General features: G+C 47.8%; 21 protein-coding genes. 2 read left to right on the top strand and 19 right to left on the bottom strand.

Annotated elements, in window-relative coordinates; all coding sequences use genetic code 11:
• Nucleotides 1-3: 3 nt before the first annotated feature.
• The 13 genes from HZC01_04200 to HZC01_04140 all read right to left on the bottom strand — a co-directional run bounded on the left by HZC01_04200 (nucleotide 4) and on the right by HZC01_04140 (nucleotide 12,186).
• Nucleotides 4-1,011 (bottom strand): hypothetical protein, encoded by a 1,008-nt coding sequence (locus tag HZC01_04200; GenBank protein MBI5037875.1) that lies wholly within the window; start codon nucleotides 1,009-1,011, stop codon nucleotides 4-6.
• A 118-nt stretch (nucleotides 1,012-1,129) separates the two neighbouring features.
• A complete protein-coding gene (locus tag HZC01_04195) occupies nucleotides 1,130-1,306 on the bottom strand; it encodes a hypothetical protein (GenBank protein ID MBI5037874.1) in 177 nt (58 codons plus the stop codon).
• A gap of 41 nt (nucleotides 1,307-1,347) precedes the next feature.
• A complete protein-coding gene (locus HZC01_04190; protein MBI5037873.1) occupies nucleotides 1,348-1,563 on the bottom strand; it encodes a hypothetical protein in 216 nt (71 codons plus the stop codon).
• A 13-nt stretch (nucleotides 1,564-1,576) separates the two neighbouring features.
• A complete protein-coding gene (locus HZC01_04185) occupies nucleotides 1,577-2,071 on the bottom strand; it encodes a hypothetical protein (protein ID MBI5037872.1) in 495 nt (164 codons plus the stop codon).
• A gap of 3 nt (nucleotides 2,072-2,074) precedes the next feature.
• Entirely contained in the window at nucleotides 2,075-3,379 is a 1,305-nt protein-coding gene (locus tag HZC01_04180; GenBank protein ID MBI5037871.1) for a hypothetical protein, read from the bottom strand.
• Between the two features lie 112 nt (nucleotides 3,380-3,491).
• The gene (locus tag HZC01_04175; protein MBI5037870.1) at nucleotides 3,492-5,276 is read right to left on the bottom strand and encodes a hypothetical protein; all 1,785 of its coding nucleotides are present in this window, start codon (nucleotides 5,274-5,276) and stop codon (nucleotides 3,492-3,494) included.
• A 5-nt stretch (nucleotides 5,277-5,281) separates the two neighbouring features.
• Nucleotides 5,282-5,773: a prepilin-type N-terminal cleavage/methylation domain-containing protein gene (locus tag HZC01_04170; GenBank protein MBI5037869.1), complete on the bottom strand. Its 492-nt coding sequence runs from the start codon at nucleotides 5,771-5,773 to the stop codon at nucleotides 5,282-5,284.
• A 1-nt stretch (nucleotide 5,774) separates the two neighbouring features.
• Nucleotides 5,775-6,275 (bottom strand): hypothetical protein, encoded by a 501-nt coding sequence (locus HZC01_04165; protein ID MBI5037868.1) that lies wholly within the window; start codon nucleotides 6,273-6,275, stop codon nucleotides 5,775-5,777.
• Between the two features lies 1 nt (nucleotide 6,276).
• Nucleotides 6,277-6,735, bottom strand: a complete 459-nt coding sequence (locus HZC01_04160; GenBank protein ID MBI5037867.1) for a prepilin-type N-terminal cleavage/methylation domain-containing protein — start codon at nucleotides 6,733-6,735, stop codon at nucleotides 6,277-6,279.
• The gene (locus tag HZC01_04155) at nucleotides 6,719-7,924 is read right to left on the bottom strand and encodes a type II secretion system F family protein (protein ID MBI5037866.1); all 1,206 of its coding nucleotides are present in this window, start codon (nucleotides 7,922-7,924) and stop codon (nucleotides 6,719-6,721) included. The genes HZC01_04160 and HZC01_04155 overlap by 17 nt, the downstream gene beginning before the upstream one ends.
• 4 nt (nucleotides 7,925-7,928) lie before the next feature.
• Entirely contained in the window at nucleotides 7,929-9,677 is a 1,749-nt protein-coding gene (locus tag HZC01_04150; protein ID MBI5037865.1) for a type II/IV secretion system protein, read from the bottom strand.
• Between the two features lie 381 nt (nucleotides 9,678-10,058).
• On the bottom strand, nucleotides 10,059-11,621 hold the full coding sequence (locus tag HZC01_04145) for a glycosyltransferase family 39 protein (protein MBI5037864.1): 1,563 nt from the start codon (nucleotides 11,619-11,621) through the stop codon (nucleotides 10,059-10,061).
• A 31-nt stretch (nucleotides 11,622-11,652) separates the two neighbouring features.
• Nucleotides 11,653-12,186 (bottom strand): regulatory protein RecX, encoded by a 534-nt coding sequence (locus tag HZC01_04140; GenBank protein ID MBI5037863.1) that lies wholly within the window; start codon nucleotides 12,184-12,186, stop codon nucleotides 11,653-11,655.
• Between the two features lie 166 nt (nucleotides 12,187-12,352).
• On the opposite strand from HZC01_04140, the gene HZC01_04135 reads away from it, so the two are divergent.
• Complete coding sequence (locus HZC01_04135) at nucleotides 12,353-14,407, top strand: PEGA domain-containing protein (protein MBI5037862.1); 2,055 nt, start codon at nucleotides 12,353-12,355, stop codon at nucleotides 14,405-14,407.
• A gap of 312 nt (nucleotides 14,408-14,719) precedes the next feature.
• Here the strand turns inward: HZC01_04135 and HZC01_04130 are convergent, their stop codons facing one another.
• The 4 genes from HZC01_04130 to HZC01_04115 form a co-directional block, all read right to left on the bottom strand.
• On the bottom strand, nucleotides 14,720-15,475 hold the full coding sequence (locus HZC01_04130; protein ID MBI5037861.1) for a hypothetical protein: 756 nt from the start codon (nucleotides 15,473-15,475) through the stop codon (nucleotides 14,720-14,722).
• A gap of 18 nt (nucleotides 15,476-15,493) precedes the next feature.
• Nucleotides 15,494-16,060, bottom strand: coding sequence for a hypothetical protein (locus tag HZC01_04125; protein ID MBI5037860.1), 567 nt, complete (start codon nucleotides 16,058-16,060; stop codon nucleotides 15,494-15,496).
• A gap of 79 nt (nucleotides 16,061-16,139) precedes the next feature.
• On the bottom strand, nucleotides 16,140-16,475 hold the full coding sequence (locus HZC01_04120) for an ASCH domain-containing protein (protein MBI5037859.1): 336 nt from the start codon (nucleotides 16,473-16,475) through the stop codon (nucleotides 16,140-16,142).
• A gap of 35 nt (nucleotides 16,476-16,510) precedes the next feature.
• Nucleotides 16,511-17,758, bottom strand: coding sequence for a DEAD/DEAH box helicase (locus HZC01_04115; GenBank protein ID MBI5037858.1), 1,248 nt, complete (start codon nucleotides 17,756-17,758; stop codon nucleotides 16,511-16,513).
• Between the two features lie 159 nt (nucleotides 17,759-17,917).
• Between HZC01_04115 and HZC01_04110 the strand changes: the two genes are divergently transcribed.
• Nucleotides 17,918-18,826 carry a UbiA family prenyltransferase gene (locus HZC01_04110; protein MBI5037857.1) on the top strand — a complete coding sequence of 303 codons (909 nt, stop codon included), beginning with the start codon at nucleotides 17,918-17,920 and terminating at the stop codon, nucleotides 18,824-18,826.
• Nucleotides 18,827-19,079: 253 nt separating this feature from the next.
• Here the strand turns inward: HZC01_04110 and HZC01_04105 are convergent, their stop codons facing one another.
• Both HZC01_04105 and HZC01_04100 read right to left on the bottom strand, forming a co-directional pair.
• A complete protein-coding gene (locus HZC01_04105; GenBank protein ID MBI5037856.1) occupies nucleotides 19,080-21,830 on the bottom strand; it encodes a hypothetical protein in 2,751 nt (916 codons plus the stop codon).
• A gap of 234 nt (nucleotides 21,831-22,064) precedes the next feature.
• Entirely contained in the window at nucleotides 22,065-23,204 is a 1,140-nt protein-coding gene (locus HZC01_04100) for an aminopeptidase (GenBank protein MBI5037855.1), read from the bottom strand.
• Nucleotides 23,205-23,234 lie beyond the last annotated feature (30 nt).

Below are 23,234 nucleotides of genomic sequence, written 5' to 3'. Positions count from 1 at the left end.
TTGTCACGCCCTACCACCTGTTGTATCCCGAAACATCGCCCGCACGATATGTTCTGCCACCGGAAACGGCTTGCCGCGGTACGGGGCTTCGTGGATATCAAAGCCCGGGGTATCATTAATTTCAATCACCGCAAACTTTTCATACAGGCTAATGTCTCGGGCGATCAGATCAACCGCAAAGAACCGCAACTGGAATATTTCACCGATCCGGGCAGCTAATTTCAGATATTCCGGCGCAGCTTTATCAAAGCACTCAAACGAGCGTCCGCCCGTACTCACATTCGCATTCCGCCGCAAAAATATTTGCTTTGCGTGTGGCAAAACGGTCTCGAGTGTCAGCTGCTGACTCACCAAGTTCCGATGCAATTCATAATCAATGACAATCGGGCAAAGCGGTTGATCCTTGGCCACCCCCGGCTGATTATTATATTCAACAATCAGTTGCTGAATGGTGCGTACCCCATCGCCGATTACATAGGCTGGTTTGCGCATCAATGCAGTCAGTACTCTGCCATCGAGAACTAAAAATCGATAGTCATGACCAGGTATATACTGTTCAACTAAAAATGATCCCGGCCTGCCCCAACGCCGACGATTATATTTATACACTTCTTGGATTGCCACACCAAGCCAATCCTCACTGCGGATGTCTACCGTGACTGCCTCGCCCATTGAACCTTCAATTGGTTTGACCACCAGTGGATATTTAATACTACCCTCTCTCAAGCTCAACAGAACTTTATGAAGATTTGAAAAAGTCACGCCGCTGGGTACGGAGATATTGTTTTTAAGAAGAATTTTTTTTGCTAAGTATTTATTATTAATTACCCGCGAGGCCACGTATGAATTCAGGTCAGGAATATGTTGGCGCACAAAAAAACGCTTGCCCTGATGTTTAAAGAGATGCAATCCTGCATCGGAGTCGATTGTTTCAACTTCGATATGTAGTTTCCGTGCGGCAATATGGAGCGCGTTAACACTATTAACGTCGCTGCGCGGTATATGAATCATACGTGGTACATTGTCGAAAAAGCATTCAAAAAAGATCGGCCGTAATGGCAGACCTTTCCCAGTGGTTTTTTACGATTAGACCTATTATACGCGATGTGAAGCTAAAAGTCAATCATGACTACCCGCCGATCGCCTGATTGATTTTAATACCGACGTATAACCCCACTATGCCACCCACCGCCGAAAGAATCACTGACCACGGCGAAAAAATGCTGTCATGCCACAGCGCTGGGATATATCCGCCAATAGCGGCCCCGACAGACAGGCAGAAATAAATAACAAATTTTTGGCCCATACTGGTGATGATACTTTCCCTTGAGTGGTTGCTCTATTGGCCTACGTAAACCAATACTCAATTAAATTTTGCTGGTACGTCGGGCACGCCGGACAATTCGTCGCGGTGTCCGGGCATGGCATGCAACTCGCCGGCACCGAGATATACGGAATAAACAACACTGCAATAAGAATAGCCACAATAATTAACCACAGCCACCACTGCTTAAATATACTTTTTGAATACGGTAATGGCACGGGTTGTGACACTTGGTCCATATGTGTCTCTTAATTAAATATTATACCAATCAATCGGGTCAATATTTTCGAGGTCTTGGTTGCGCTCGACCGTTACAACAACCGGCGTGTGAGAGGTGCAATCACTGGTACCGCCGCAGGTAACAAACTTTGAGTAAAAAGCTTGGTAATCACCGTCCTGATAACCAGTCAACGCGTTCAACTCCGTCACTTCATGGCTGAATACGGTATACGCACCCGGCGGAACCGCAATAGAATAGCCAACACCATTAGTATATTTATCATCCTCTAACATTTTGTAGGTGCAATATTGTTCGGTCGCATTCTTCGTTTGAGCGCAAACGCCTAAGGCTGGGATAAAATCGCTCGGGTAACTCAGTGATCCAGAAATCGATCCCCAGTGAGCAGTAGTGTCCACATCCTCAACCGCATACGTCACCGCCGGGACATGGCGCAGCACAATTGCTCCTGCTGCGAGGACAATGACCAGACAACCCACAATGATGGTGATAATACGAATCTTTTTCATAGACTAACTAATACGGATATATGACCAGCCTTTAATGAATTCACGCACGGTGGTTATTTGTTTCTTATATGGGTCTAAAACTTTTGCATCCAGCAAACGCGGATCAATATTCTGTAAACCGCCTGGCTGAATGCCAGGATTATCCTCGGTACCGCCAGATAATTGCTTCAGTTCTCTGACGATGTCCTCCCACTCCGCATTGGTAATGCCGGCGGGCCGAATAAGCAATGAAGTGTGGTTCAACATGTTGCCATATTTTTCTCCAGTGATTGAAAGCATCGCTTCGTGTTTTTGACCAGGTTCGTCTGCGTCATCGCCCAAGCGTAATTGGCCCGACAAATCACGCTCGAGCCACTGCATTGAATCGCCGCACCTGCCAAATTGGTACGTGTCTACAAAATCAGCGCTATTGCCATCAAACCCGTGATCAAGTATTGCCACCACGTGCTGCCACCAGAACTGCGGATTGAGCAAATTAGTTGTTGTCCTAATGTTTTGCGTCTGGCTCTGGAACCACGCGTCAATTTTCTCTGGCGCAAGCAGTGCGTCAATCTCAGCCTCGGTATAACGATAGCCAAGACGCTTGCGGATCTTTTCGATTTCATCCCGGCGATTCACTGTCACCCGGGATAGCAGCGCGCCGGACGATGGATCAAACGTATACGTTGTTTCTATTGGTCCCTCTATCTTAATAGTTTGCGTTACCGCCCCGCCCGCTTGAACATCGATCTGACAAGCGCAGTCCGGAGGTTCACCAGTTGCGGACACAACTGATGCATTCCTTTTGCCCCTCAGGTATTTATTGCATTCCTCGGTACAACTCGCAGTACTGCCCACACCAGCCGTAGTCAGCGATGTATTACTATTCTGATTTACCAACTGATTGGTATTACCGCTAGCGCTATTAGTTGAGGCGGCGTTAGTATTTACGGACGCATTTACGTTTGAACTGGCGTTTGTATTGGTAGTCGGAGGCGTCTCGTCCGGACACGCTTCATCAGTATGGACGCAGGCATAGAGGCATCCAGGACAAGCCGCATAGTCCCTGTCATAATAACACCCTTTGTTCGGATCAGTTGGATCCTCATAAATACTGCCTGCTGAACCGCAAATACAGGCGCTGGTGTATGACCAGTGGCCGTTCTCGACATCGTTGCAGTTGATCTGGACACAGCCTACCCCGCTGGAGGGCTGAAATTCGTAGCCCGCGGGGCAATCCCCGATCTCCCCAGCTGCCCGCGGTGCTTGGACACAAATAACAATGACTGCTATAACCGCTGCACCAAAAATAATGCCAACTGTTTTCATATATATATTTTGCTCCTGCCTAACGAAATTGTAAACAGGGGCGCTTTTTGCAACTCAAAAAAATGTACCACCACAGGTATAGGCACACGACGACACTAATGTAGGAAATAGATTACTGCTCTTCCCAGCCTTGTCCGGGGATAATCACAATCGGGGCTGGTGTGGGATCAGGCACGGTGAAACCGGACAGGTTCTCATTGTACTCGATTATGGCATTCTCAAGGTGGATAATATACGCAGTGGCACTATTGAGGAAGGTGCCATTGGCCATTTCAACAAAACCTTTCGGCGCAAAGAAAAGCACTGAACTACTATTATTCGAAGGGCTGATAGCGATCTCCCCAGAAGTCAGATAATCGTCAAGCGAAACCATCAGGAGAAAGCTCCGCACATGCCCGGAACCGCTGAGAATGTCGTTGTTCTTAATTTTGATCTGGCCTTCAGCAACCACTACCCGTGCGGCTGGTGTATTGGCTGGGCCAACTATCATGGTTGCACCGGCGGGCGGATTAAACGTTATATTTTTTTCAACATACAGATTCCCCAATACGGTTATGGAAACTCCACTATTAATATTCAAATTCCCATGCACAACATTTGGACCGATGCTCATATTCGCAGTAATGGTAACGTCCCCATTTGCATCCTTGGTACATGCTGAGCCTGGACCACAGTTCAGTTCACCCCCGGCTTGAGCACCTGATTTCCAGTCGTTAATGTCAGCATCGGTTATCGGGTAATCGACACGGGGCGGATTGACACCCGCTCCCGAGGTGCGTGAGCCCGTCCCGCTAACATTAATAATCGAGTGCGCGGTAATATCACCATTGACCGTCCCGTCCTTAACGAAGGTATCACCAATACCCAGTAATGTCTGAAAGGAGAAATCCCCCGCAATGGTATTCCAAGTACCTGTCGTATTATCAAAATATTTTGCTGCCCCATCAGCATAGGTGTCAGGATTATCATTGTAATCCCAGATGATGTACCGAGTTGCATTAGTTTGAGCAGTGGCGCCAACAACAATCCAATACGGTTGTCCTGAGGTTAATAATGGTGCGGGAGTGAATGTAATAGGTACCCAGTCAATATCTCTCGGGATACTGATTTGTTGCTGCGCAACGACTTGGGTGAGATCCGGAGACCCCGCAATATCACGGACAATTTTTACTTGATACGGCGTCCCAGGAAGCTCCGGTAGTTGTTGATTCGATGATCGTTGGATGTAGAGGCTGACCTTGGTAAGCCGTTCAGTGACTGGCGGAACAATCTGCTGCGCCACCCTGAGGTGTGCCGCATCCTGAGCGATTGAGTACGGTAAAGGGTGACTCTCTTGTTTCGGGCTAGGCGTTGGCTCATTAGCGACCTGCACTTCTCCAGTGATAAGTGAGGTATTTGAGCCCTCAATATTTCCATTAGAATAAATCGGTCCCTTTACTTGCGCGCCATTATCAAGGATGAATCCACCCCGGCCCGAATGTACCGCATATTGCAATGGCACTGAAATTGACGAGGTCGTTACCTCGATATGAAGCGTTCGTTCTTTGCCGGATGCATCCTGTGCGACTGAAGTAATGGTCCGATTGTATCCATTTGCGGTAATGGTTACCCGCACTTTATCGCGTATCGCCGCATCGTCACAATTCACCGTAATGGCATCAAAACCCAGGCAAAATTCATGCGGCGACGGATCGATATTCAGCTCATACAATCCCTCATTAATCCCCGCCTCTGCCGCATAAAAAGTTTGATCCGTATCAATACCTGCGTCCGCACCCCGAAATACGTTCATCGAAGTAAGACTGACCGTGGTGATCACGGCCAAAGCAAAGCTCGCGATGATCATCAGTGAGATGACAGCGATGGCTCCACGTTGATTAGAGGAAATGACGTGCATACGCATTAATAAATTGACTGCCGGGCAAGCGCCGCCGTGTGCAGGGTGAATGATTGGGATGAGTCATTCGGCTGTTCGAAAGTCAATTCGACTTTTACCAAATCAACTGTGTGAGAAAATTGCATCGTAGTTACTTTCACACGGTTGCTGGTCAAGACATAATCAGTGGTGCCATCGTTGTACACCACCGTATTATTGACCAGACGAAATGTAATGTCTGCTCCTACCGCTTGGTTCAGCGCCAGGGTGCCGCTGGGCACATCAAAGATTGAATTGGCCTGATCAACACTGGCCGCCTGCCGGATATTCTGAATAAGACGATTGCTCACTACACGAGCATTTTCCTGCAATTCCTGCCTCATTTCTGCGCGTGCTGAATTTTTCGTCACATTAACCACAAACGTGGTGAATACCAGCACGCTCACGGTGACAATACTCAGGTACACCAAGAGCTCCATCAACGTATAGCCGGACTGATTTTTCATTACATTGTTCATACTATACATTCTTCCATCGGGTAAGAATTGTGCTCAACGTTACGTTCTTTGACTGGCCGTGCTGCACCCAGGACACGACGACCGTCACCTTTTTTGAGCTTGGGTCAACCGTTCCCCCCGATGCAACTATGTCACCATTGGCGTCACGCCGCAGATCAGTGAAGGTAATGCTGCGAGTCATCGTCATCTGGCCCGTGTTCAGCGTCTCAGTCCCCGCTACCAACGTATTGGCGTCGGTAATGAAGTACGGCTGGGTACTATCAAATGCGATCCAGCAATTCAGATTGCCTGGGCATTGTGCAAAGAATGAATTTGCCTGTTGAGCGACGACCTCCATGCTTTCTCGAGCATAGGCCAAAGCTTGATCCTTGGTACTGCCTGCCTGGCCCAATCGATTATTAGCAGTCAGGGCGGCGCCAATGCTGGCAACGATCAGCGTGATCATCCCCAAACTGATCAGCACCTCGATCACGCTGAACCCCTGGTTTGATTGCTTGGTCATATTAGTAGAGCGTCGTGATACGACCCGACGCGTCGATAACAATCGTATTTTGTTTCCCACCGTCAAATCCGACCACAATTGTTTGAGCAGAAGTATTACCTGTTAGCCGGTCAAAAATAACTGAATCACCCGATCCCTGTAGTACTTCTACGCCATTGGCAATGTCATACGCGGCGGTATGGATGGTACAGTTTTGTTCACAGGTGCCATACTCTTTCTCCAAGAAATAAATACCATGATTCTCACCGTCTTGTGACGCAACCGCTAAATTGTGGGCGTGGCGCAAATTGCTGACTATTTCTTTGGTATAGTTTTTCAGGCTAATATTCTTTTGCATCGCAGCAAAGGCGGGAAAGCCGACCGCGGAAATGATTCCTACGATACTCATCACCACCAGCAACTCAATGAGCGTGAAGGCCTTCTGATTCAGGGGCAATAGCATATTAGATCGTTTGAGCATAATTCCAAATAGGAGTCAGGATGCCGATGGCCATCAGGGCCACAGCTAATCCAATAGTAATCAATAACACTGGCTCAATCACCAACGCGAGATTGCTTGAGGCAGTCAAGACAGCTTTCTCATAAAAAACGGCTAATCGAGACAACATGTGATCAAATTTTCCCGTCCGCTCTCCCACATAAATCATTTGCACGGTAATCGGTGGGTACAAATGCGGGTAGCCCCGCAGGGTCTCAGAGAACGCAATTCCCTTTTGTACAAATTTGATACTCTCTTTGAGGGAGGTAGCATAATGGCTGTTATTGGTGACGTCAGCGGTAAGTGCAAGCGCCTGATCTATCTGCATGCCACTTTTCAGTAGCGCACTCAATGACCGGTTGATGCGGGCGAGATTAAATTCAGCAACAATTTGTTTTACCCGAGGCAGCGACAGAATCAAACTGTCCCACTGACGCTTACCCTTTGGCGTGCTTTTCCATTTATGAAAAATGTACCAGAACAAACCGAATGCCGGAATCAAAAAAAGACCATAATGAATGACGAATTCACTAAGACCAATAATGATCTTAGTCAAAAGGGGTAATTCAACCTCGTACTGAGTCAGCACTTCAGTAATTTTCGGGACGACAAAGGTCATCATGAAAATAAAGATAACAATGAGAGCGGCCAGGATCACCGCGGGATAAATCATAGCAGACCGGGTTTTCGTCACCAATTCAAAATCATTTTCTTGCTGCTCCAGAGAATACGAGAGTACCTCATCCAATTTTCCACTCCACTCCCCGACCCGAATCAAACTCGTAAAAAACTTTGAGAAATACTGGGGATGTTGGGACAGCGCAAAATGAAACGTCTGTCCGTGCTGCAAATTCTTATGTATGTCGTCCAGGATTTCACTAAATTTCTTATTCGGTGTTTGCTCGCTGGTTATTTTAATCGCTTGATCAAGCGGAATGCCTGATTCGAGAATAGTGAAAAGATGGCGGGTGAAAAAAATCTTATCGACTCGCCCGACTGTCTGAAATACATTATTAAATGCGGAAAACCGTTCTGACTTTTCAGCCTTCAAGCTGACAATCATAAAGCCTTCGTTCTCTAATTGAGCACGAGCCGCCTTCTCACTCTTTACCTCAATCACACCTTTGGTAAAGGCATCTTTTTTGTCGAGTGCAGTGTATTTGAATATCATACTATTATTCTCTCGTTACGCGAACCAACTCCTCAAAAGTGGTTTGCCCTTGGAAAACTTTGAGCAGCCCATCCTCAACCATTGTCGTTGCCCCAGCGTCCAGAGCGGCTTTCTTGATCGAATCGGCAGACGGATCGCGAATAATTGCCTGATGCAGTCGGTCGTCAACTTTCAAAATTTCAAATACGCCAAGTCGTCCGCGATAGCCAGTCTGATTGCAGTGAGCACATCCCTTCCCATAATAGAACGGGAGGTGGCTCAGTGGCTTTTCCGGATTCAGTAGCCCGAGGTTAGTTAATTTATTAAAAGCTTCATTAATTTTGAAAAGCGGCTGATAACGCTCAAGTAGTTTCTTCTTTGGTTCTACGCGAGTCCGACACCGGCTGCAAATCTGCCTGAGCAAGCGCTGACCGATTACCAGACGTGTAACGGAGGCGGCCAAAAATGGCAACACGCCCATCTCGACTAATCGCTCAAGGACTTGGAATGCGGAATTGGTATGGAGAGTTGTCAGAACGAGGTGACCCGTCATAGCAGCATTCACGGCGATTGCCGCAGTATCGGTATCACGAATTTCCCCAACCATCAGAATATTGGGGTCTTGGCGCAATAGCGAGCGCAGTCCATTAGCAAACGTTAAACCAGCAGCTGGATTGACCTGCGTTTGATTGATGCCAGGTAAACCATACTCAATCGGATCCTCAATAGTGCTGATATTAACCCCCTCCTTATTGGTCAGCTGTAAAATTGCGTAAAGCGTGGTGGTTTTCCCCGAACCAGTCGGCCCGGTGACCAATACCATACCATGCGGCTTAGTAATCTCATCACGCACAGTCATATAATCCCGCTTATTGAGACCGAGCTTCTGCAAAGTAAACTCCTGTCGTTTACGATCAAGCAGGCGCATCACCACTTTAGAGCCGTGCAGTGTGGGAATGATGGACGTACGGATAGCCACTTCACGATTCTCGTGGACAACTGTGAAACGGCCGTCTTGTGGCAAACGGTTTTCATCGATTTTAACACTCGACAGCAATTTGATTCTGGTGAGAAGTGGAGGCAAGATCTCCCGGGGTAACTCAACGATTTTCTTCAGCAAGCCATCAACTCGGTAGCGAATAACGACCGCATCAGCTCCAGGCTCAATATGAATATCGGAAGCATTCTGGGTTAGGGCCTGGTCAATGACCGTGTCGAGCATCTTAATCACGGGAACGAATTGGGCAATTTTTTCCGGCGACTCATCAGAATTGAGCGCTTCTTGGATACTATCCTCAACAATTTTTGCAAACTCTGATTTTATTTCACTCTGATATTTCCGAATAGCGGATTGGATAGCGGACTGACTGGCCAAATGCACCAACGGTTCGAGACCGGTTTTTTTCCTGATAAAATCGATAGCTTGCTCGTTATCGGGATTCGTCGTGGCAATATGAATCACCTGATCCTTCTTTTTGAATACAACGATGGAATGTTGCTCAGCCACTTCCTTAGGAATAAGTGTCAACACATACCGAGCAATCACTTTATTGTGCAAATCAACGGCTGGCAAATTATAAAAAGTCGAAAAAATTTTAAGCAACTTATCCTGAGATGCCCGATCCACCTCAAAGAGAACCTCGGCAATATGCCGGTCGGTCCGCTTGGCGCGCTTCACTGCTGATTTGTAATCTTCATGTGAAATGACCTTCTCTTTTTCCAGCTCCTTCCAGAGCCGAGAATGCTGGTCATCCCGTGTGATAAAACTTATCATAGTATAGTCAAATTTTCATGCAGGCTGACTATCAACGCAGGACGGGGGGAAAGGGGGTATATCTTCAAGCACATTTTTTACAGAATATCTATATGCGACATGGAGGTCGACTAAGGGGTCGATCTAGTACAGCCGTTTGAGTTAAACACTATTTATTGCATCCTGTCAAGCAAGATAGAATATGAATAGCGATCAGCCGACAAACTACCCTGATCAATGCTAGGATATTACTTAAGTCCCTAAGACGAGTGGACGCTTTTGTTTTGACAAAAAGTTTAACGATTGCTCCTTGGCAGACAAGGTTACCTATGGGAGGATAATTTGAAAATAAAAACAACAACCATACATTAATTGCATCTTTTAATGCAACTGGTAATCAAACTACCTTGAAAAAACAACCACGGTGTGCCCCCCTCTGCCAAAAGTCAAACCACTCGACATTTGCATGCCCTGAGTAATCAATATTTCGCGATCACGTATATTATTTTGTCCAAAATTCGAAAATACAACGACGTCAGGACGTGACGTTTCAAATTCCACTGCTTCAAATTTTGACGTGATGATTACATTTTTTACTGCAAGTAAAAAGAATTGCAGTTCACTGCTATCGGACACAAGTAAAACCGTACTCCCGGTAGCCGACAAATCCTTGATATAGTCTGAGACATGCGTGTAATCTTCGCTGAATTCGTGCGCTACCTGACCATTGTCTCCCCAGCGCATGAAGTAGAGTACTGCATTGAAGGTGACCAGATAGGTAGCCAGCAAGGTAATGCTCATAAGAAGAATCGGACGTTGAACAACCCCAGAATTCTTTACTCGTTCATAGATGGTCACCGCGGCAATGGTCACAAGGAGGTAAACAGCTGGCGCGGTATTTATAATTCGTAAGGCATGAGGGATGCCGCCCGGAGAATAGGTTATCGCCGCTGGAATAATCATCATGCCCAATAGGCATAACATAAAAAAATTTGCCACGCGTGTCTGAGTAGAAGTGTCAGGCGCTGATTCTCTTTTTTTTATGAGTGAATATCCAACAATGGCAACCCCTGCCAAAAAAAATGCCCCCAGGAGTGTATCGAGGGCCGGCAACCGAGCCACGTTATGCCGCCAGTTCGGATCGCCAGAAATATTAAAAAATAATAAATTTGAAGTTGTGCTTTGCCATAAATGTTTCGAAGTTTCTGACTGGGTAAATACCGATACTTCATGTGCGCGTCCCATAAATGTTTCCGGATGGACAAGATAATACTGAAGTAACGGACTAAAAATAAATAATGCAATGACGACGGTTAGAATGAAATATTTATGCAATTGAAATATATGGAGCCACGAGGCATTTTTCAATTTTCGCCATGCCCAAAGCGCGTACCCATACGCAGCCACCACAACCAAAGGCATAAAGCGGAATGAAGTATAGCTATGCAACCCAACGCCTAAAAAAATGCCAGCAAGTGCATAATCATGCCATTGAGTCGTACGAAACGCGCGTAATAAAAAAAATGATACCCAAATTACAGAACAGACCGAAAGAGTGGCGCGAAATCCAGTACGATCAAATATGACCATCCAGAAAGATGTTGCCATCAAAAAAGATGCAATCAAACCCCCGTATTGCTTTTGGGTAATCTCTTTTCCAAGAAAATACATCCCCAATACCGAAAGAAGCCCGATCAAACATCCGGGTAATTTATAAGCCACTAAACTCGGACCAAACCAATCAAATGAGTACGAAATGAAATTAATAAAAAGCCCCTCACGGCCAGAATTGCCTTCATAAAAAACTTGTCGATTATTATGAACCAATGCATCCCAGGCATCAATCCCATTAGCAGCTGCATCAGGATGGATACCCGGTGGAATTGATGACAAAAATGAAAAACGAAAGAGCGCTGCTACTCCCAGAATAATGACTAAAAAAAATAATACCTTTACTGTATTCACATTTATATTTTCTCTTATTATCAAGTTTTAATCAAGTTATTAATTTTTCAGCTTGGATGATTATGTCTTTTATTTCTTCTACCGTATACCCCTTCTGGCCAAGGAAAGCGAATAATTTTGACTTAATCTTATACGCTTCCTTTTTTGATGGATGTTTTTCCCGCAAGCGTTCAAGCTTTCTTTTTGTCTCACGAATGATAGCGGTGTAATCCTGGGGTAGACCTTCAGTCTGCCACCCACGGAGCACATCTTCAATGATCTGCTTGGGAATTAATCGGCGATACATCTTTTGTTTAATGCGATGAACACCGTCTTTCCGGTCACGCAACTGCCGTAACACTTCTTCGGCATACCGACGATCGTCAATCAGACCAGCTTCTTTCAATTCATCAATCACCCGCTGGACATGCTCCGGAGTATAGAAAAAATACCGCTGGGTGCGCGGGTAATGGCGCTTCAGGTCAGTCACCTTTTGCAGCAGCTTCTTTTCGGAGAATCCTTGCCGAGATAAATAATCAACAATCTTCTCCTTAATATGCTGATAGTCTTCGAGCTGAGGCGCCATATTATTCATATCCTGAGTGTGGCTGATTATACATAAAAAATCAATCCGGGTATTGCTTGACGATTCCTGCACACAGGACTAAGATTGGTTTCGAAACAAACGCCTGAAAAAAGCAACATTAATAGCAAAATAACACTGACCTAGATACCCTTCCAAGGAGGAACTCATGTATACCCGTTTTTCTCTACTCAGCCTGGCGGTAGCCATACTGCTGTGCTTGGCTTGTAAAGACAAGCCGACCGAACCGCCAAAGCCGACTATCGGCACGCTCGTGGTTATCACTGATCCGGCCGTTGCCAATGTCTACAGCAACGATCAATTGCTCGGACAGCGCACGCCGCTCACGATCAACCTCGTGGCGAACCAGAAGTACTCCATCCGCATCAGCCAGTGGAACTACTACCACTGGCAAGATTCCGTGTCGATTGCTCCCGGAGCAATTGACACGCTCCGCGTGACACTGATACAAGCCATGATACATCCGATGGTGATTACGTCTGACCCGACCGGAGCCACGGTCAATTTCCGGAATTACCTGCTTCAGCCGACACCCTTCATCACCTGGATCGACACCGGCACGGTGACCATCAAACTCACCCATCCTGACTACGCCGACTGGGATACCGCCATCCATCACACCACGGGTGATACGCTGAAAATACATGCAATCATGCGCAAGCTTGAAGGCTCGCTGATGATTACATCCGAACCGCCCGGAGCGCCAATCTTCGTGGACAACCAGGACACCTACCTGACGACGCCGAGTGTCATCTCCGGCCTGTTGGCGACCACTCACCATATTCGGCTATCGCTTCCCGATTATGAAGATTGGACGTCAAATCAAACCGTGATCGCCTTTGATACGGTCATGGTGGCGGCCACCCTCGTGCACCAAACCGGTATGCTGGATGTATGGTCCATTCCTGAAGGCGCAGCTATCTTGATAGACGGTGTACTGACCGGATCAACCACGCCTGCCAGGCTCTCTGGCATCCCTACCGGTGAGCATACAATTCGTATCATACGAGACCGTTACCGATCGTGGGAAACGATGGTCACCATCATAGCCAATACAACCATTGGCATCGGTACCAATCTCAATCCTACGCCCGCCACGCTGACGGTTACTTCGCCATATGGCGCTGGAACTGTAACGCTCAACGGTCTGCCACTCGGCACCACGCCAATCTATGTAGACTCAGTGAGCGACGGTCAATACGAACTTATCGTGCAACATCCGGGGCGATTCCCCTATGTTCAGTCATTCGCGGTCACCTTTGGCAATAGCTACAGCTACCATGCCACGGCGGATCTCTGTCCTGATCATCGCCTCATCTATACCGTCGGGGATACCATCTTCACGATCGGCTTGGACGGCCTCAACCCCCTCCGATGGCGGGAAGATTATTCGCCGGGCGGCCAAGGGCTTTCCTGGGCGCCAGACGGATCTGCGCTCGTCTACGCCGGGCGAAATGCTCTGATGGTTCTGGATGCCCAAGGGAATGTCATCGGGTCGTATCCTGATTACGTCGGCCAACGCTCAAGCGACTTCAGCTGGTCTCCCGACGGCCAATACGTTCTCTTTGGCCGATATTGGGCTGGAATCTTCCGGCTCAATCCAGGGACGGGTGAAGTCATCCATCTCTACCGGAGCAAATCTGCTACCTATGATAATTGCCCAGTCTACCTGCCTGATGGGCAAACCATCAGTTTTGTCCACCATGAATGGGGCTACTACGGCTGGCTCTATCTGATGAATGCGGACGGCTCAAATGCCCGTGACATCAGCGGCAGATTTTCCACGGAATACGACGAAAATCTGAGTACCGTCTGGCTGGATGACAGTCTGGCAGTATTTAAAAAAATGGGGAACCCAGCCGGCCTCTTCAGTATCAATCTGTCAGAACTGACCGACAGCACCTTCGCGCCGCTCCACCAGCTCTCAGAGAAAGGGTTCGGACCGTTATTTTTTACGGACGACCGTACTCACTATCTAACCTGGTTTAGTGGCCACCAGCTTACGCTCGGAGAACCGAACGACTGGAACACCCAGACTATTCTCATGCAAGATGTGGGAATATACTGGATCGACTGGTCGCCCGACTTTTCCGCAGTCGCAGTCCGTGCCGAGCAAGGCCTGTATTGGGTCTCGCTTTCGGGAAAACAAAACCGCATTCTCACGCTGCCTTCAGGGGTAGGCAGTGTGCAAGTGCAAAAATAATTGAACCAGCAACTGACCATGTAACCCGGCTCCTGTGCAACGCAAGGAGCCGGTTTTTTTACTTATTGACACGGGCACCGCAATTCGCTATGCTCGTATTAATCCTCGCCCCTTCTCCCTATCCCAAATTTACTTTTGCACCCCCTAATTTTCGGGCTCGGAAATTATTGTTCACCACCGGCGGGCTCGACTGAATTTCAGTCTATGCCTCGCGCAATTCCATTGCCAAGTGGTGATCGCGGCAATGACATATCTCAAAAGAGTGCTTCGGTACTCTTTTTACTTTATGCTCAACTATTCTGCTTACTATTGCTACTCCGGAGTGTAGAACTCCACCCTGCCACCGAAGTGCTCAATCGCTTCCGTTACTGATGCGAACGATTCAGCCAAACTCGGCTTAACAGGCTGGTCCGTGTGAAACGTATGCCCAGTGCCCTCCCCAGGCGTGAGCTTGAAATTCTTTCCGTCTAACGTGTAGAGGTGGACGGGTACCAATAACCTGTCACGTAGATCCTCGGGTACCCTGAAAAGAACGGCACCGTTTTCCACCGAAAGATCAAATCCCTCATCCGTGCCCCAAAGAAACGAATGTGCAGCAGCGAAAGCGGGATTATCTGAACCATAAATGAGCGCCGGGTGCGTCTCCGGATCAGCCCCGCCGGGTATCGACCGCCGCCGTGGTTCCAATTCCTCGATCCCGGATGTCACGGAACCATGGTAGACTGTTTTGGGTGCGACTACCTGTTCAGGCGCTTCTTGCTTGTGTTCTCGCTCCCGCGCTTCTTTCCGCTCACGAAAACCAGTTGCTCCGCCATTGGCAATATAGTACATCATCAATTCTTCTTCATCAGTCACCTCATAGCCAAAATGTTGTTTAGCGAAATACCGATTATCAGAGCCAAGCGCTTCTTCCCGTTGACGCAGATATCCGTCGTAAATCTCTTGCGATGTGGCGCTTGGTTTCTCCGCACTCTGAGACTGAGCCTCGGCGGGGTTTTCTACATTTTTTTGTTGTGCATCTTGCCCGAGTTCTTCGGGAGAGGGTTGTGGTTGATCTGGATTGCTCATCGTATCTATTGAAAAACGCTAAATTAATATAACGGGAACGAATTTAAATTCATCCATGGCATATGCTGCGGGCATGTCATTTGATTTAGTAAATGACACCGTGTTGTCACCAACTTTCAACGACGCATTACCAATAGTAAACCACTTCCACCCACGAGTGTCTTGTGACGTGTGAAGGTACTTAAGAACTGCATTACCATTAACCATAATGTCCGCGTCACGAAATCCGTTGTCCCAGGTGCCATCATCAGAAAGCTTCACCATCAGCTTATAGGTTCCCGCCTGTTCGGCAGTGACCGTATAGTTCGCCGTTGCCCCCTTGGAGCCAAGATAAGCGACGGTACCAGTTGAGATTTCTTGAATAAAATCTATCGTGCTTGGTTCAACACCAGACAATGTCCCAGTACCGGCATCAACCACGATGGTTCCTTCAGGATCGGCCGCCCCCGTATTGGTCGTTGTGTTTGTTGAATTGGTAGTATTGGTGGTTGACGCACTATTGGTATTTGTTGTGGTTTTCGTGCAGCCCGAAACGATGACCGCAAGTAGAACAATGCCAAGGCCAAGAATAATTTTTTTTCGCATATTTTGTATAATAAGTTAGTCCTTATAGTATACAATATTTTTTTAATCTGCGTAACGCAATTGGAAACCACTGCAGCAGCTAGGCCAGCAGACGAATATGAATGCCGACAACTGTATAATCCCTTAGCTTTTCTGCAGAATAAATCGTGTTAAGTGCGGTCAAAACCTCCTGTGGTTTGCTGCGTCCTGATTGTTCAATGGGAATAATCTGCAACAATTCATCAAACGTTTTTGCGTGGGTCAGTCCCTCAACCACGACACGCAATGTTTCGCCGGTTTCAATGTGGGTAAATACAATCTCATCGCCAGCTTGAATTCGTTGGCGTTTCTCATCCCACAATCGCAGTTCAACTGTTTTCCGCCCAGTCTGAATCAATTCAAACGGTTTTGGTCGGAGTGACATCTGATGAAGCATAGCCTGCTATAGAGTAATGCGCGTAAACTACGATACTAGCTGTAGCGACGCCGTCTGAAACTATTATGACCACCGTGTTTTCGAGCTGGTCGGGCGGGGCGGAACCGATGCGAAGGTCGCCCTGATGCTGCTGATTCGTGCGTCCGTGCATGTGAAGTTGGCGGCATTGCTGATCCTTCAGCCACAACCAACTGGGTACGAATCAATCTTTCGATGTCCTGGATATCCCGTCGTTCATCAGGCGTGGCGAATGAAATGGCCTTCCCTTTTTTACCAGCGCGCGCGGTACGGCCGATTCGATGAACATAGTCATCCGGCGTACTCGGTAAATCGAAATTAACGACCAATTCAATATTGCTCACATCAATGCCGCGCGCGGCAATGTCAGTAGCGACTAAAACGCGGAAAATTCCTTTTTTGAATCCATCAATCGCGCCTTTGCGCTGGGCCAAACTGCGGTTTGAATGAATCTCAGCAGCGGTATGCCCCATGTCCCGAATAACCGTCGTCAATTTTTTAGCGCCCCATTTTGTTCGAGAAAAAACTAAAATTGAACCGGTATACCGTTCTAATAATTTTCCGAGCATGGCTCGCTTGTCATAAGCGGAGAGAAAAATAACTTCCTGATCAATTTCTTTAACGGTGGTACCCGGACGAGCGATCTCCACGCGCAGAGGCAAATGCATATGCCGATTCGCAATGGTTACGATGGTCGGCGGCATGGTCGCAGAAAAAAGAAGCGTCTGTCGATCTTTCGGAACTTTGACTAAAATTTTCTCAATCTGCGGAGCAAAGCCCATGTCTAACATTCGATCTGCTTCATCCAGCACTACAATACCAATATCCTGAAGCAATGTCGGACGGGATGATAAATGATCGATCAGCCGACCAGGTGTAGCGATAATAATGTGCGGGGTTGATTGAAGCGCTCGCGTTTGTGCGTACATTGAAGCGCCGCCCACCACGACTGCCGTACGCAGACCAACGCCTTTGCCAAATTGCATCAGCACTTCATCTACCTGTGAGGCTAATTCACGAGTCGGCACCACCACTAATCCGCGCGTCTTGCGTCGGGCGATATTTTGCATGAGCGGCAATCCAAATGCCAGTGTCTTGCCCGTCCCGGTCTGAGCGATACCGATCAAGTCCTTGCCCTCGATAGCCAATGGGATTGTTTTCACCTGGATCGGCGTCGGCGTGGTGAACTTATGGGAATCTAGTAATTCGAGCAGTTTTGGTGCAAGTCCGAGGCCATAAAACGTATTGTCTGATTCTGATGTCATAGTATTCATTAATAAATAAAGGGCAAGAACACACACGACTACCTGCCTGCAACTGACGGCTCTCGAAATGCTCTATCAACGTTTACCCTACCATGAAAACCTTAAAAAGCGCCACTATGACACAGAGTCAGGCGCCGGTACTCATTTGACTAATCAGCTATGGTTATGGCAAGATGGCTGGAAACATCAATACACAAACATCAATATATTTTCGGAGGTAACATGGGTTCCTTGAAATTTCTCTATAAAGTGACACGCATTGAGCAGTGCATCATAGCAGGTCTCAGCACCTGGCTGATCGCCCTTCTCTCAAATGGGCCACTCTGGTCTAATGAGCCAAAAGTTGCCGCGGGAGTCAGCATGTTTTTCAGCTGTCTGGGCGCTAGCCTTTTCCACTATGGTCGTCGGCATGATATTTATGCAAAAAAATGGTACGACCTCGTGATTGTCAATCAACCCCTAGTATTAATTCTATCGGGCGCAATTGCATTTCTGCTTTCAATTGCCATTGCGGGTGTATTTCTCCCGGCAATCTGTACCTGGATTGCACTATTCAATTTTGCAATGATCATGTTCTATGCCAATTTCTTAGATCAGTATTGGCCGTTTAAGAATCTGGCAATTGCGTCGGTTTGCGTCAGTCCCGTCGTCATGGGCTGGTACTCGGGCCATCGGATGCATCCGATTGTTCCATTTCTTATGGCTGGTATCTTTTGTGCGTACTTAGCTCGAGAGGTTCTCAAGGATAATGATGATCTGGCGGCGAATCGAGGAAAGCGATTTACGATGGTCATGTCGCTTGGCATGAAAACAACCCAGAGAATTGCGGGCGCGCTACTCTTCCTATCAATCCTTTGCTTCATCGGCGGTCTCTTGCAGCTACGCTACACGGAACTGTTTTCTGCGGCACCGGTTTTCATCTTCTTCTTGATTGGCATGTATTTCATGATTAATCTCGCCAAGCGATTGCTCCCCGGCTCCTATGTCTCAAATCGCTATCGAGTCATTGACCTCGGTATGGTCAATCTCATGATTGCCACGCTCATGCTCCGGATCACTCTCTATTAACCATTCATCACAGGCTCTTTCTCCCCGTCCGTTGTGTATACAGCGCGACGGGGATTTTTTTTAAAAGAACCCGCTGTCCAATAGTCGAACAGCGGGTGAATGCTCAATAGCAATACTCAAAAAAAAGAATGAAGCAATAGTTATTTTCAGCCAATCGAAACCCTGAGCTTGTTGTATCCCTTAACTTTAATTGAAATAAAAATGGCAGAAGACTGGTGTCTTCTGCCAAAAAGGTTAAAAGGTGCTTTGCGAACTAAGGAATGACATAGAAAGATTCAATGCCAGTCACCGGCGTGCCATAGGCATCGGTTAAGAACCAATAGTATGTCCGGTACGTCTGGAGGCTGCTACCAGTATATCTAACGTAGGTATCCCGGTAGTCGAAATCCTCAAAAAACACGACATCACCGTAGTAACTTTCGGTCTTAACGATAACAGCATAGAACTTGCCCGCTTCCTGACAGACTTTACTCCAGGAAAATACGGGATCGGTCAGATCCAAATTCTGACCGTTGATCGGCGAAATCATATCCGGAGACATAACGCAGCCAGTTGCCACTGTCATCTCGACATCTATGTACGCCGTCCCGCCCGAGGACGAAAGTGTAATCCGCCCGTTATACTGCCCATCAGACAAGCCCGACCGGCTGACCATGACTTTGATCTCCTGAGTGGTGGTACCGACAGAAGAAGGAAATGTGGTCAACCAGGTTTGGTTGGACGACAAGGAAAATGTAATCGGACCATTGTTGTTGGCATTGGATGCGGTCGAGTATGCCAAACTGAGGTCGCTGCCCATATTCAAGACAGCTGGGTCGACAACAAGCTTGCCGACCGCCGATTTCACGACGAGAGTATAGTCGCACCACTTTTTGTTCTGCAGGTTACCCTTGTCCACCACGGTGATGGTGATCGGATATGAACCCAAGACGTTAGGCGTGCCATAGAGTGTCGCAGTACCGTCAGCATTGTTCCTGAATGACAATCCAGGCAAGCTACCGCTCAAGGAAAAAGCGACGCCATACCCGGGCGTCCCGCCAGTGCTTACGAATGTTACTTCATAATACTGCAGGAGGGTCGCATCTGGAATACTGGTTGGAGTGAAGTCAATTGGCGTGCTGCTCGGAGTATAATTAACGCTGAAAGTGATGGTTTTACCTGCCTGCAACGTCTTATACTCTCCTGCTGGAGTCTCATAACCAGATAGTGAATGCCAGGTAATATGATACTCGCCAGGCGCGACATTAGGAATCGACTGATAGCCGCTTCCCGTGTATCCGCCAGGTGTGATGTCCCAGCTTGCCGTGGAGGGATTCGGACTTACCTCGATCGTACCGGTAGTCGGGCCGGGATTGTCGACCTGGATTGTTTTCGTTTCCTGGTCGGTCAAACCATCGCCGTCCTTCACCTCGACGATAACTGTCTTGGTCCCATAAGTGGACCATTTCTTACTTATCGTCTTGGTGGTGGTAAATCCTGTCCAGCTGCCATCAATCTGCCAGCGAACCTGGAGGTTTGCCAGCGGGGTCTTGTCGTCAGTGGAACAATCGGCGTCCAAATTGAATGTCGTTTCAGTCGTGCCTGAGGCTGGACTTGCCGAAAAGCAAGCGACAGGAGGTTGATTAATTACGACTGAAGAAACATCAATAGTACAGAACGGTTCCTGTCCCCACGCGCCGTCATCATCCTTCGCCGACATGTAGACCACCTTTGTTCCTGTCGACGTGAACGTGACGTTGGTCTGCTTCGTAGTAGTGGTGAAGTTGCCGAACTCGCCGCGCCATCGGTATTCGGTTACCGTGCCATCCGCATCAGTCGCGTTGTTTGTGACTGAAACCGGTTGGTTGACGATGGCCGTACCGGGGCATGAGGGATTGGAGACCGGAGGCAGATTAGTCACCGGATCAGTAACGGTAACATACCGCTTCACTGTCGGAGACCATTTGCCATTACCATAGGCAGTGTTACGAATTTCGTAGGTGCCGGCCGAGTTGAAAGTGTGCCATGTGGTCTTCGGTAGGTCTTGGGGAAAGAAGTACTCGACTGTATAACCGCCGTCGTAGGAGATTGCGATCTCTTCACAATATTGTCCGGAAAATACAAATTTTTGCGAAGTATTAACCTGACAAATTGTCGGTGCTTCATTAATACTGGCCAGCGGATCATGCGTTTCTGGTGGATTATTGATATTAATACCGACCAAAAATACAGCAGCAAATCCACCAGCAGCTTCAGTTGAAATACCGAGTTCTACCAGAATAGCACCAGCAGCGGAAAGCAAAGATCCAGCAACGGCGATATAACCCGCTGAAACTAACCCTACGATTAAAATAACGGCAGCTAATTCAGGAGTCAGACCTAGCCCTTTGCGTGCATCATCGATTTGCTGAAGAGTAATAGCTCCAATATTAGCCAAGCGTTCGAGAACGGCTTGCAACGTCGCAATAAAGACCTCGTGTGGCGGCTTGCCACAGAGTTTTTCTGATGAAATACAATAACCAGTTGTGTACTCAACAGCGCCCCAGCAGTTCGGTCGGTCTGGATTCTGGTAAAGATGGATGTTGGCAATATTTTTATTTTTGAAAATTGGTGTATTGCCATCCCATCGATCCAAAACTTTGATGTAGATGATACAGTTGTAGTGATACAATGACCGACCTGCTAGTGAAGGTTCACATGGTGGATCAAAACATCCATCCTGTGGACACGGTTTACTCCACTCGGGTCCATTCAAGTGCATACCGATATCGTTAAATTCGAAAGATTTTGAAAGGCTCTGGGCTTGCTGAACCTGCTGTACTGTCGGATCAGTCCCCAGATCTTGCAATTGGATCGAAGATAACTTTTTTGCAAACAACGGCAGATTATAGTCGGCGACAAAAGTCACCTTTGGCTCCGGCTTTGGTTCAGGTTCCGTCGGCTTCTTGTTGCAGCTGATCATCGGCTGGACGAGCAGCAGGCAGCACAAAAGCCAACACAGTGGTTTACTAATCAGGTTTCGCATGATTTACTCCTTTTTCATGCTTGGTTTAAGTTCAGAATTCACGTAACGACGTATCAAACTGGACAAAAAATCACCCCCTTCGGGTATTATGAAGGTTGTTAATGTTCTTTTTTTCTATCTATTTTCACCCTAGCGTACCCATGAAAAATCGTCAAATTACCTTTCAACTTACAAAAAAATACCCGCTGTCCAATAGTCGAACAGCGGGCGCGGGAAAAAACGAGAGGATAGAGATTAAGCAGCTATCAGCTGATCAGGATTCAGTCCGAGCAGCCGCTTCGGAACGAAGAGACCGTTCTTTCGAATGAGCTTTCCATCGAACCAGATTTCTCCACCGCCGAATTCAGGACGCTGGATACAGACGATATCCCAATGGATAGCGCTGTTGTTCCCGTTTTCAGCCGGCGTGCCAGTATAGGACTGGCCAGGGGTGAGGTGGAACGAACCAGCGATCTTCTCGTCGAAGAGGGTCTCACCGATCGGCATCAGGATGTGGGGATTGACCCCAAAGGCAAATTCGCCGAAATAGCGCGCACCCTCGTCAGTGTCGAGGAAATCATTCAGTCGACGCTCGTCACCAGAACCACAGGTGGCCTTGATGATCTTACCCCGTTTCACTTCGAAGCAGACATTTTCGAACCGCTGACCCTCCTTGGTCACCGTGACGGTATTATACTGAATCACGCCATTCATTGATTCACGTACCGGCGCCGTGTAGACTTCCCCATCGGGAATATTCCGCTTGCCGTCGCATTTGACGGCACCAATCCCTGCGATACTGAATCGGAGGTTGGTTTTGCCCGGACCCTTGATCCGCACATCTTCGGTCTGATTGACCAGATCAAACAGCGGATCCATGGCCCGCGACATCCGACCGTAGTCCAGCAGCACTGTCTTCATGTAATAGTCATGAAATGCCGACTGGCTCATGCCTGCCAGCTGTGCCATACCCGGCGTCCACATTCGAGTGAGGATCCAACGGGTGTGCTGAATGCGCTGATCCTGGAGATGCTTCCCCATACCGCTTGAGGCGAGACGCATTTTGTCTCTCGGCACGTCGACCCATTCGTAGATGTTATCGAAACCCCGAAAGACGATGCACACCTGCGTCGCCATGGCCTGGACCAGCGGTCCAGCATGACAGATGCGCTCAGCATGCGGCGTCAGCTGGCTGAATACCTTTCGCGTAACGCGATCAGAATTCAACCAGACCGCAGCGACACTGCCGCCCGCACGATTGACCGAGTCAATCACTGCATCAATCAGGTCGTATGGAGTACCATCATTTGCCTGAATGATCACGAGTTCGCCCGGTTTGACTTCAGTACAATAATTCACCAATTGATCGGCAAATTGCACATTCTGCGAATCCATGAGATTCACTCTCTTTCTCCCCTCATCATG

The organism is Candidatus Kerfeldbacteria bacterium (assembly GCA_016214565.1).
Classification (GTDB): Bacteria; Patescibacteriota; Patescibacteriia; order UBA10025; family JAHIVO01; genus JAXDBW01.
The sequence above is the reverse complement of the archived record's forward strand: the minus strand, read 5'-3'. Positions and strand labels throughout refer to the sequence as shown.

Bases quoted from the DNA above. Each gene is read 5' to 3' on its own strand.
- HZC01_04200 (MBI5037875.1), bottom strand. From the start codon at position 1,011: ATGATTCATATACCGCGCAGCGACGTTAATAGTGTTAACGCGCTCCAT.
- HZC01_04195 (MBI5037874.1), bottom strand. From the start codon at position 1,306: ATGGGCCAAAAATTTGTTATTTATTTCTGCCTGTCTGTCGGGGCCGCT.
- HZC01_04190 (MBI5037873.1), bottom strand. From the start codon at position 1,563: ATGGACCAAGTGTCACAACCCGTGCCATTACCGTATTCAAAAAGTATA.
- HZC01_04185 (MBI5037872.1), bottom strand. From the start codon at position 2,071: ATGAAAAAGATTCGTATTATCACCATCATTGTGGGTTGTCTGGTCATT.
- HZC01_04180 (MBI5037871.1), bottom strand. From the start codon at position 3,379: ATGAAAACAGTTGGCATTATTTTTGGTGCAGCGGTTATAGCAGTCATT.
- HZC01_04175 (MBI5037870.1), bottom strand. From the start codon at position 5,276: ATGCACGTCATTTCCTCTAATCAACGTGGAGCCATCGCTGTCATCTCA.
- HZC01_04170 (MBI5037869.1), bottom strand. From the start codon at position 5,773: ATGAACAATGTAATGAAAAATCAGTCCGGCTATACGTTGATGGAGCTC.
- HZC01_04165 (MBI5037868.1), bottom strand. From the start codon at position 6,275: ATGACCAAGCAATCAAACCAGGGGTTCAGCGTGATCGAGGTGCTGATC.
- HZC01_04160 (MBI5037867.1), bottom strand. From the start codon at position 6,735: ATGCTCAAACGATCTAATATGCTATTGCCCCTGAATCAGAAGGCCTTC.
- HZC01_04155 (MBI5037866.1), bottom strand. From the start codon at position 7,924: ATGATATTCAAATACACTGCACTCGACAAAAAAGATGCCTTTACCAAA.
- HZC01_04150 (MBI5037865.1), bottom strand. From the start codon at position 9,677: ATGATAAGTTTTATCACACGGGATGACCAGCATTCTCGGCTCTGGAAG.
- HZC01_04140 (MBI5037863.1), bottom strand. From the start codon at position 12,186: ATGGCGCCTCAGCTCGAAGACTATCAGCATATTAAGGAGAAGATTGTT.
- HZC01_04135 (MBI5037862.1), top strand. From the start codon at position 12,353: ATGTATACCCGTTTTTCTCTACTCAGCCTGGCGGTAGCCATACTGCTG.
- HZC01_04130 (MBI5037861.1), bottom strand. From the start codon at position 15,475: ATGAGCAATCCAGATCAACCACAACCCTCTCCCGAAGAACTCGGGCAA.
- HZC01_04125 (MBI5037860.1), bottom strand. From the start codon at position 16,060: ATGCGAAAAAAAATTATTCTTGGCCTTGGCATTGTTCTACTTGCGGTC.
- HZC01_04120 (MBI5037859.1), bottom strand. From the start codon at position 16,475: ATGCTTCATCAGATGTCACTCCGACCAAAACCGTTTGAATTGATTCAG.
- HZC01_04115 (MBI5037858.1), bottom strand. From the start codon at position 17,758: ATGACATCAGAATCAGACAATACGTTTTATGGCCTCGGACTTGCACCA.
- HZC01_04110 (MBI5037857.1), top strand. From the start codon at position 17,918: ATGGTTATGGCAAGATGGCTGGAAACATCAATACACAAACATCAATAT.
- HZC01_04105 (MBI5037856.1), bottom strand. From the start codon at position 21,830: ATGCGAAACCTGATTAGTAAACCACTGTGTTGGCTTTTGTGCTGCCTG.
- HZC01_04100 (MBI5037855.1), bottom strand. From the start codon at position 23,204: ATGGATTCGCAGAATGTGCAATTTGCCGATCAATTGGTGAATTATTGT.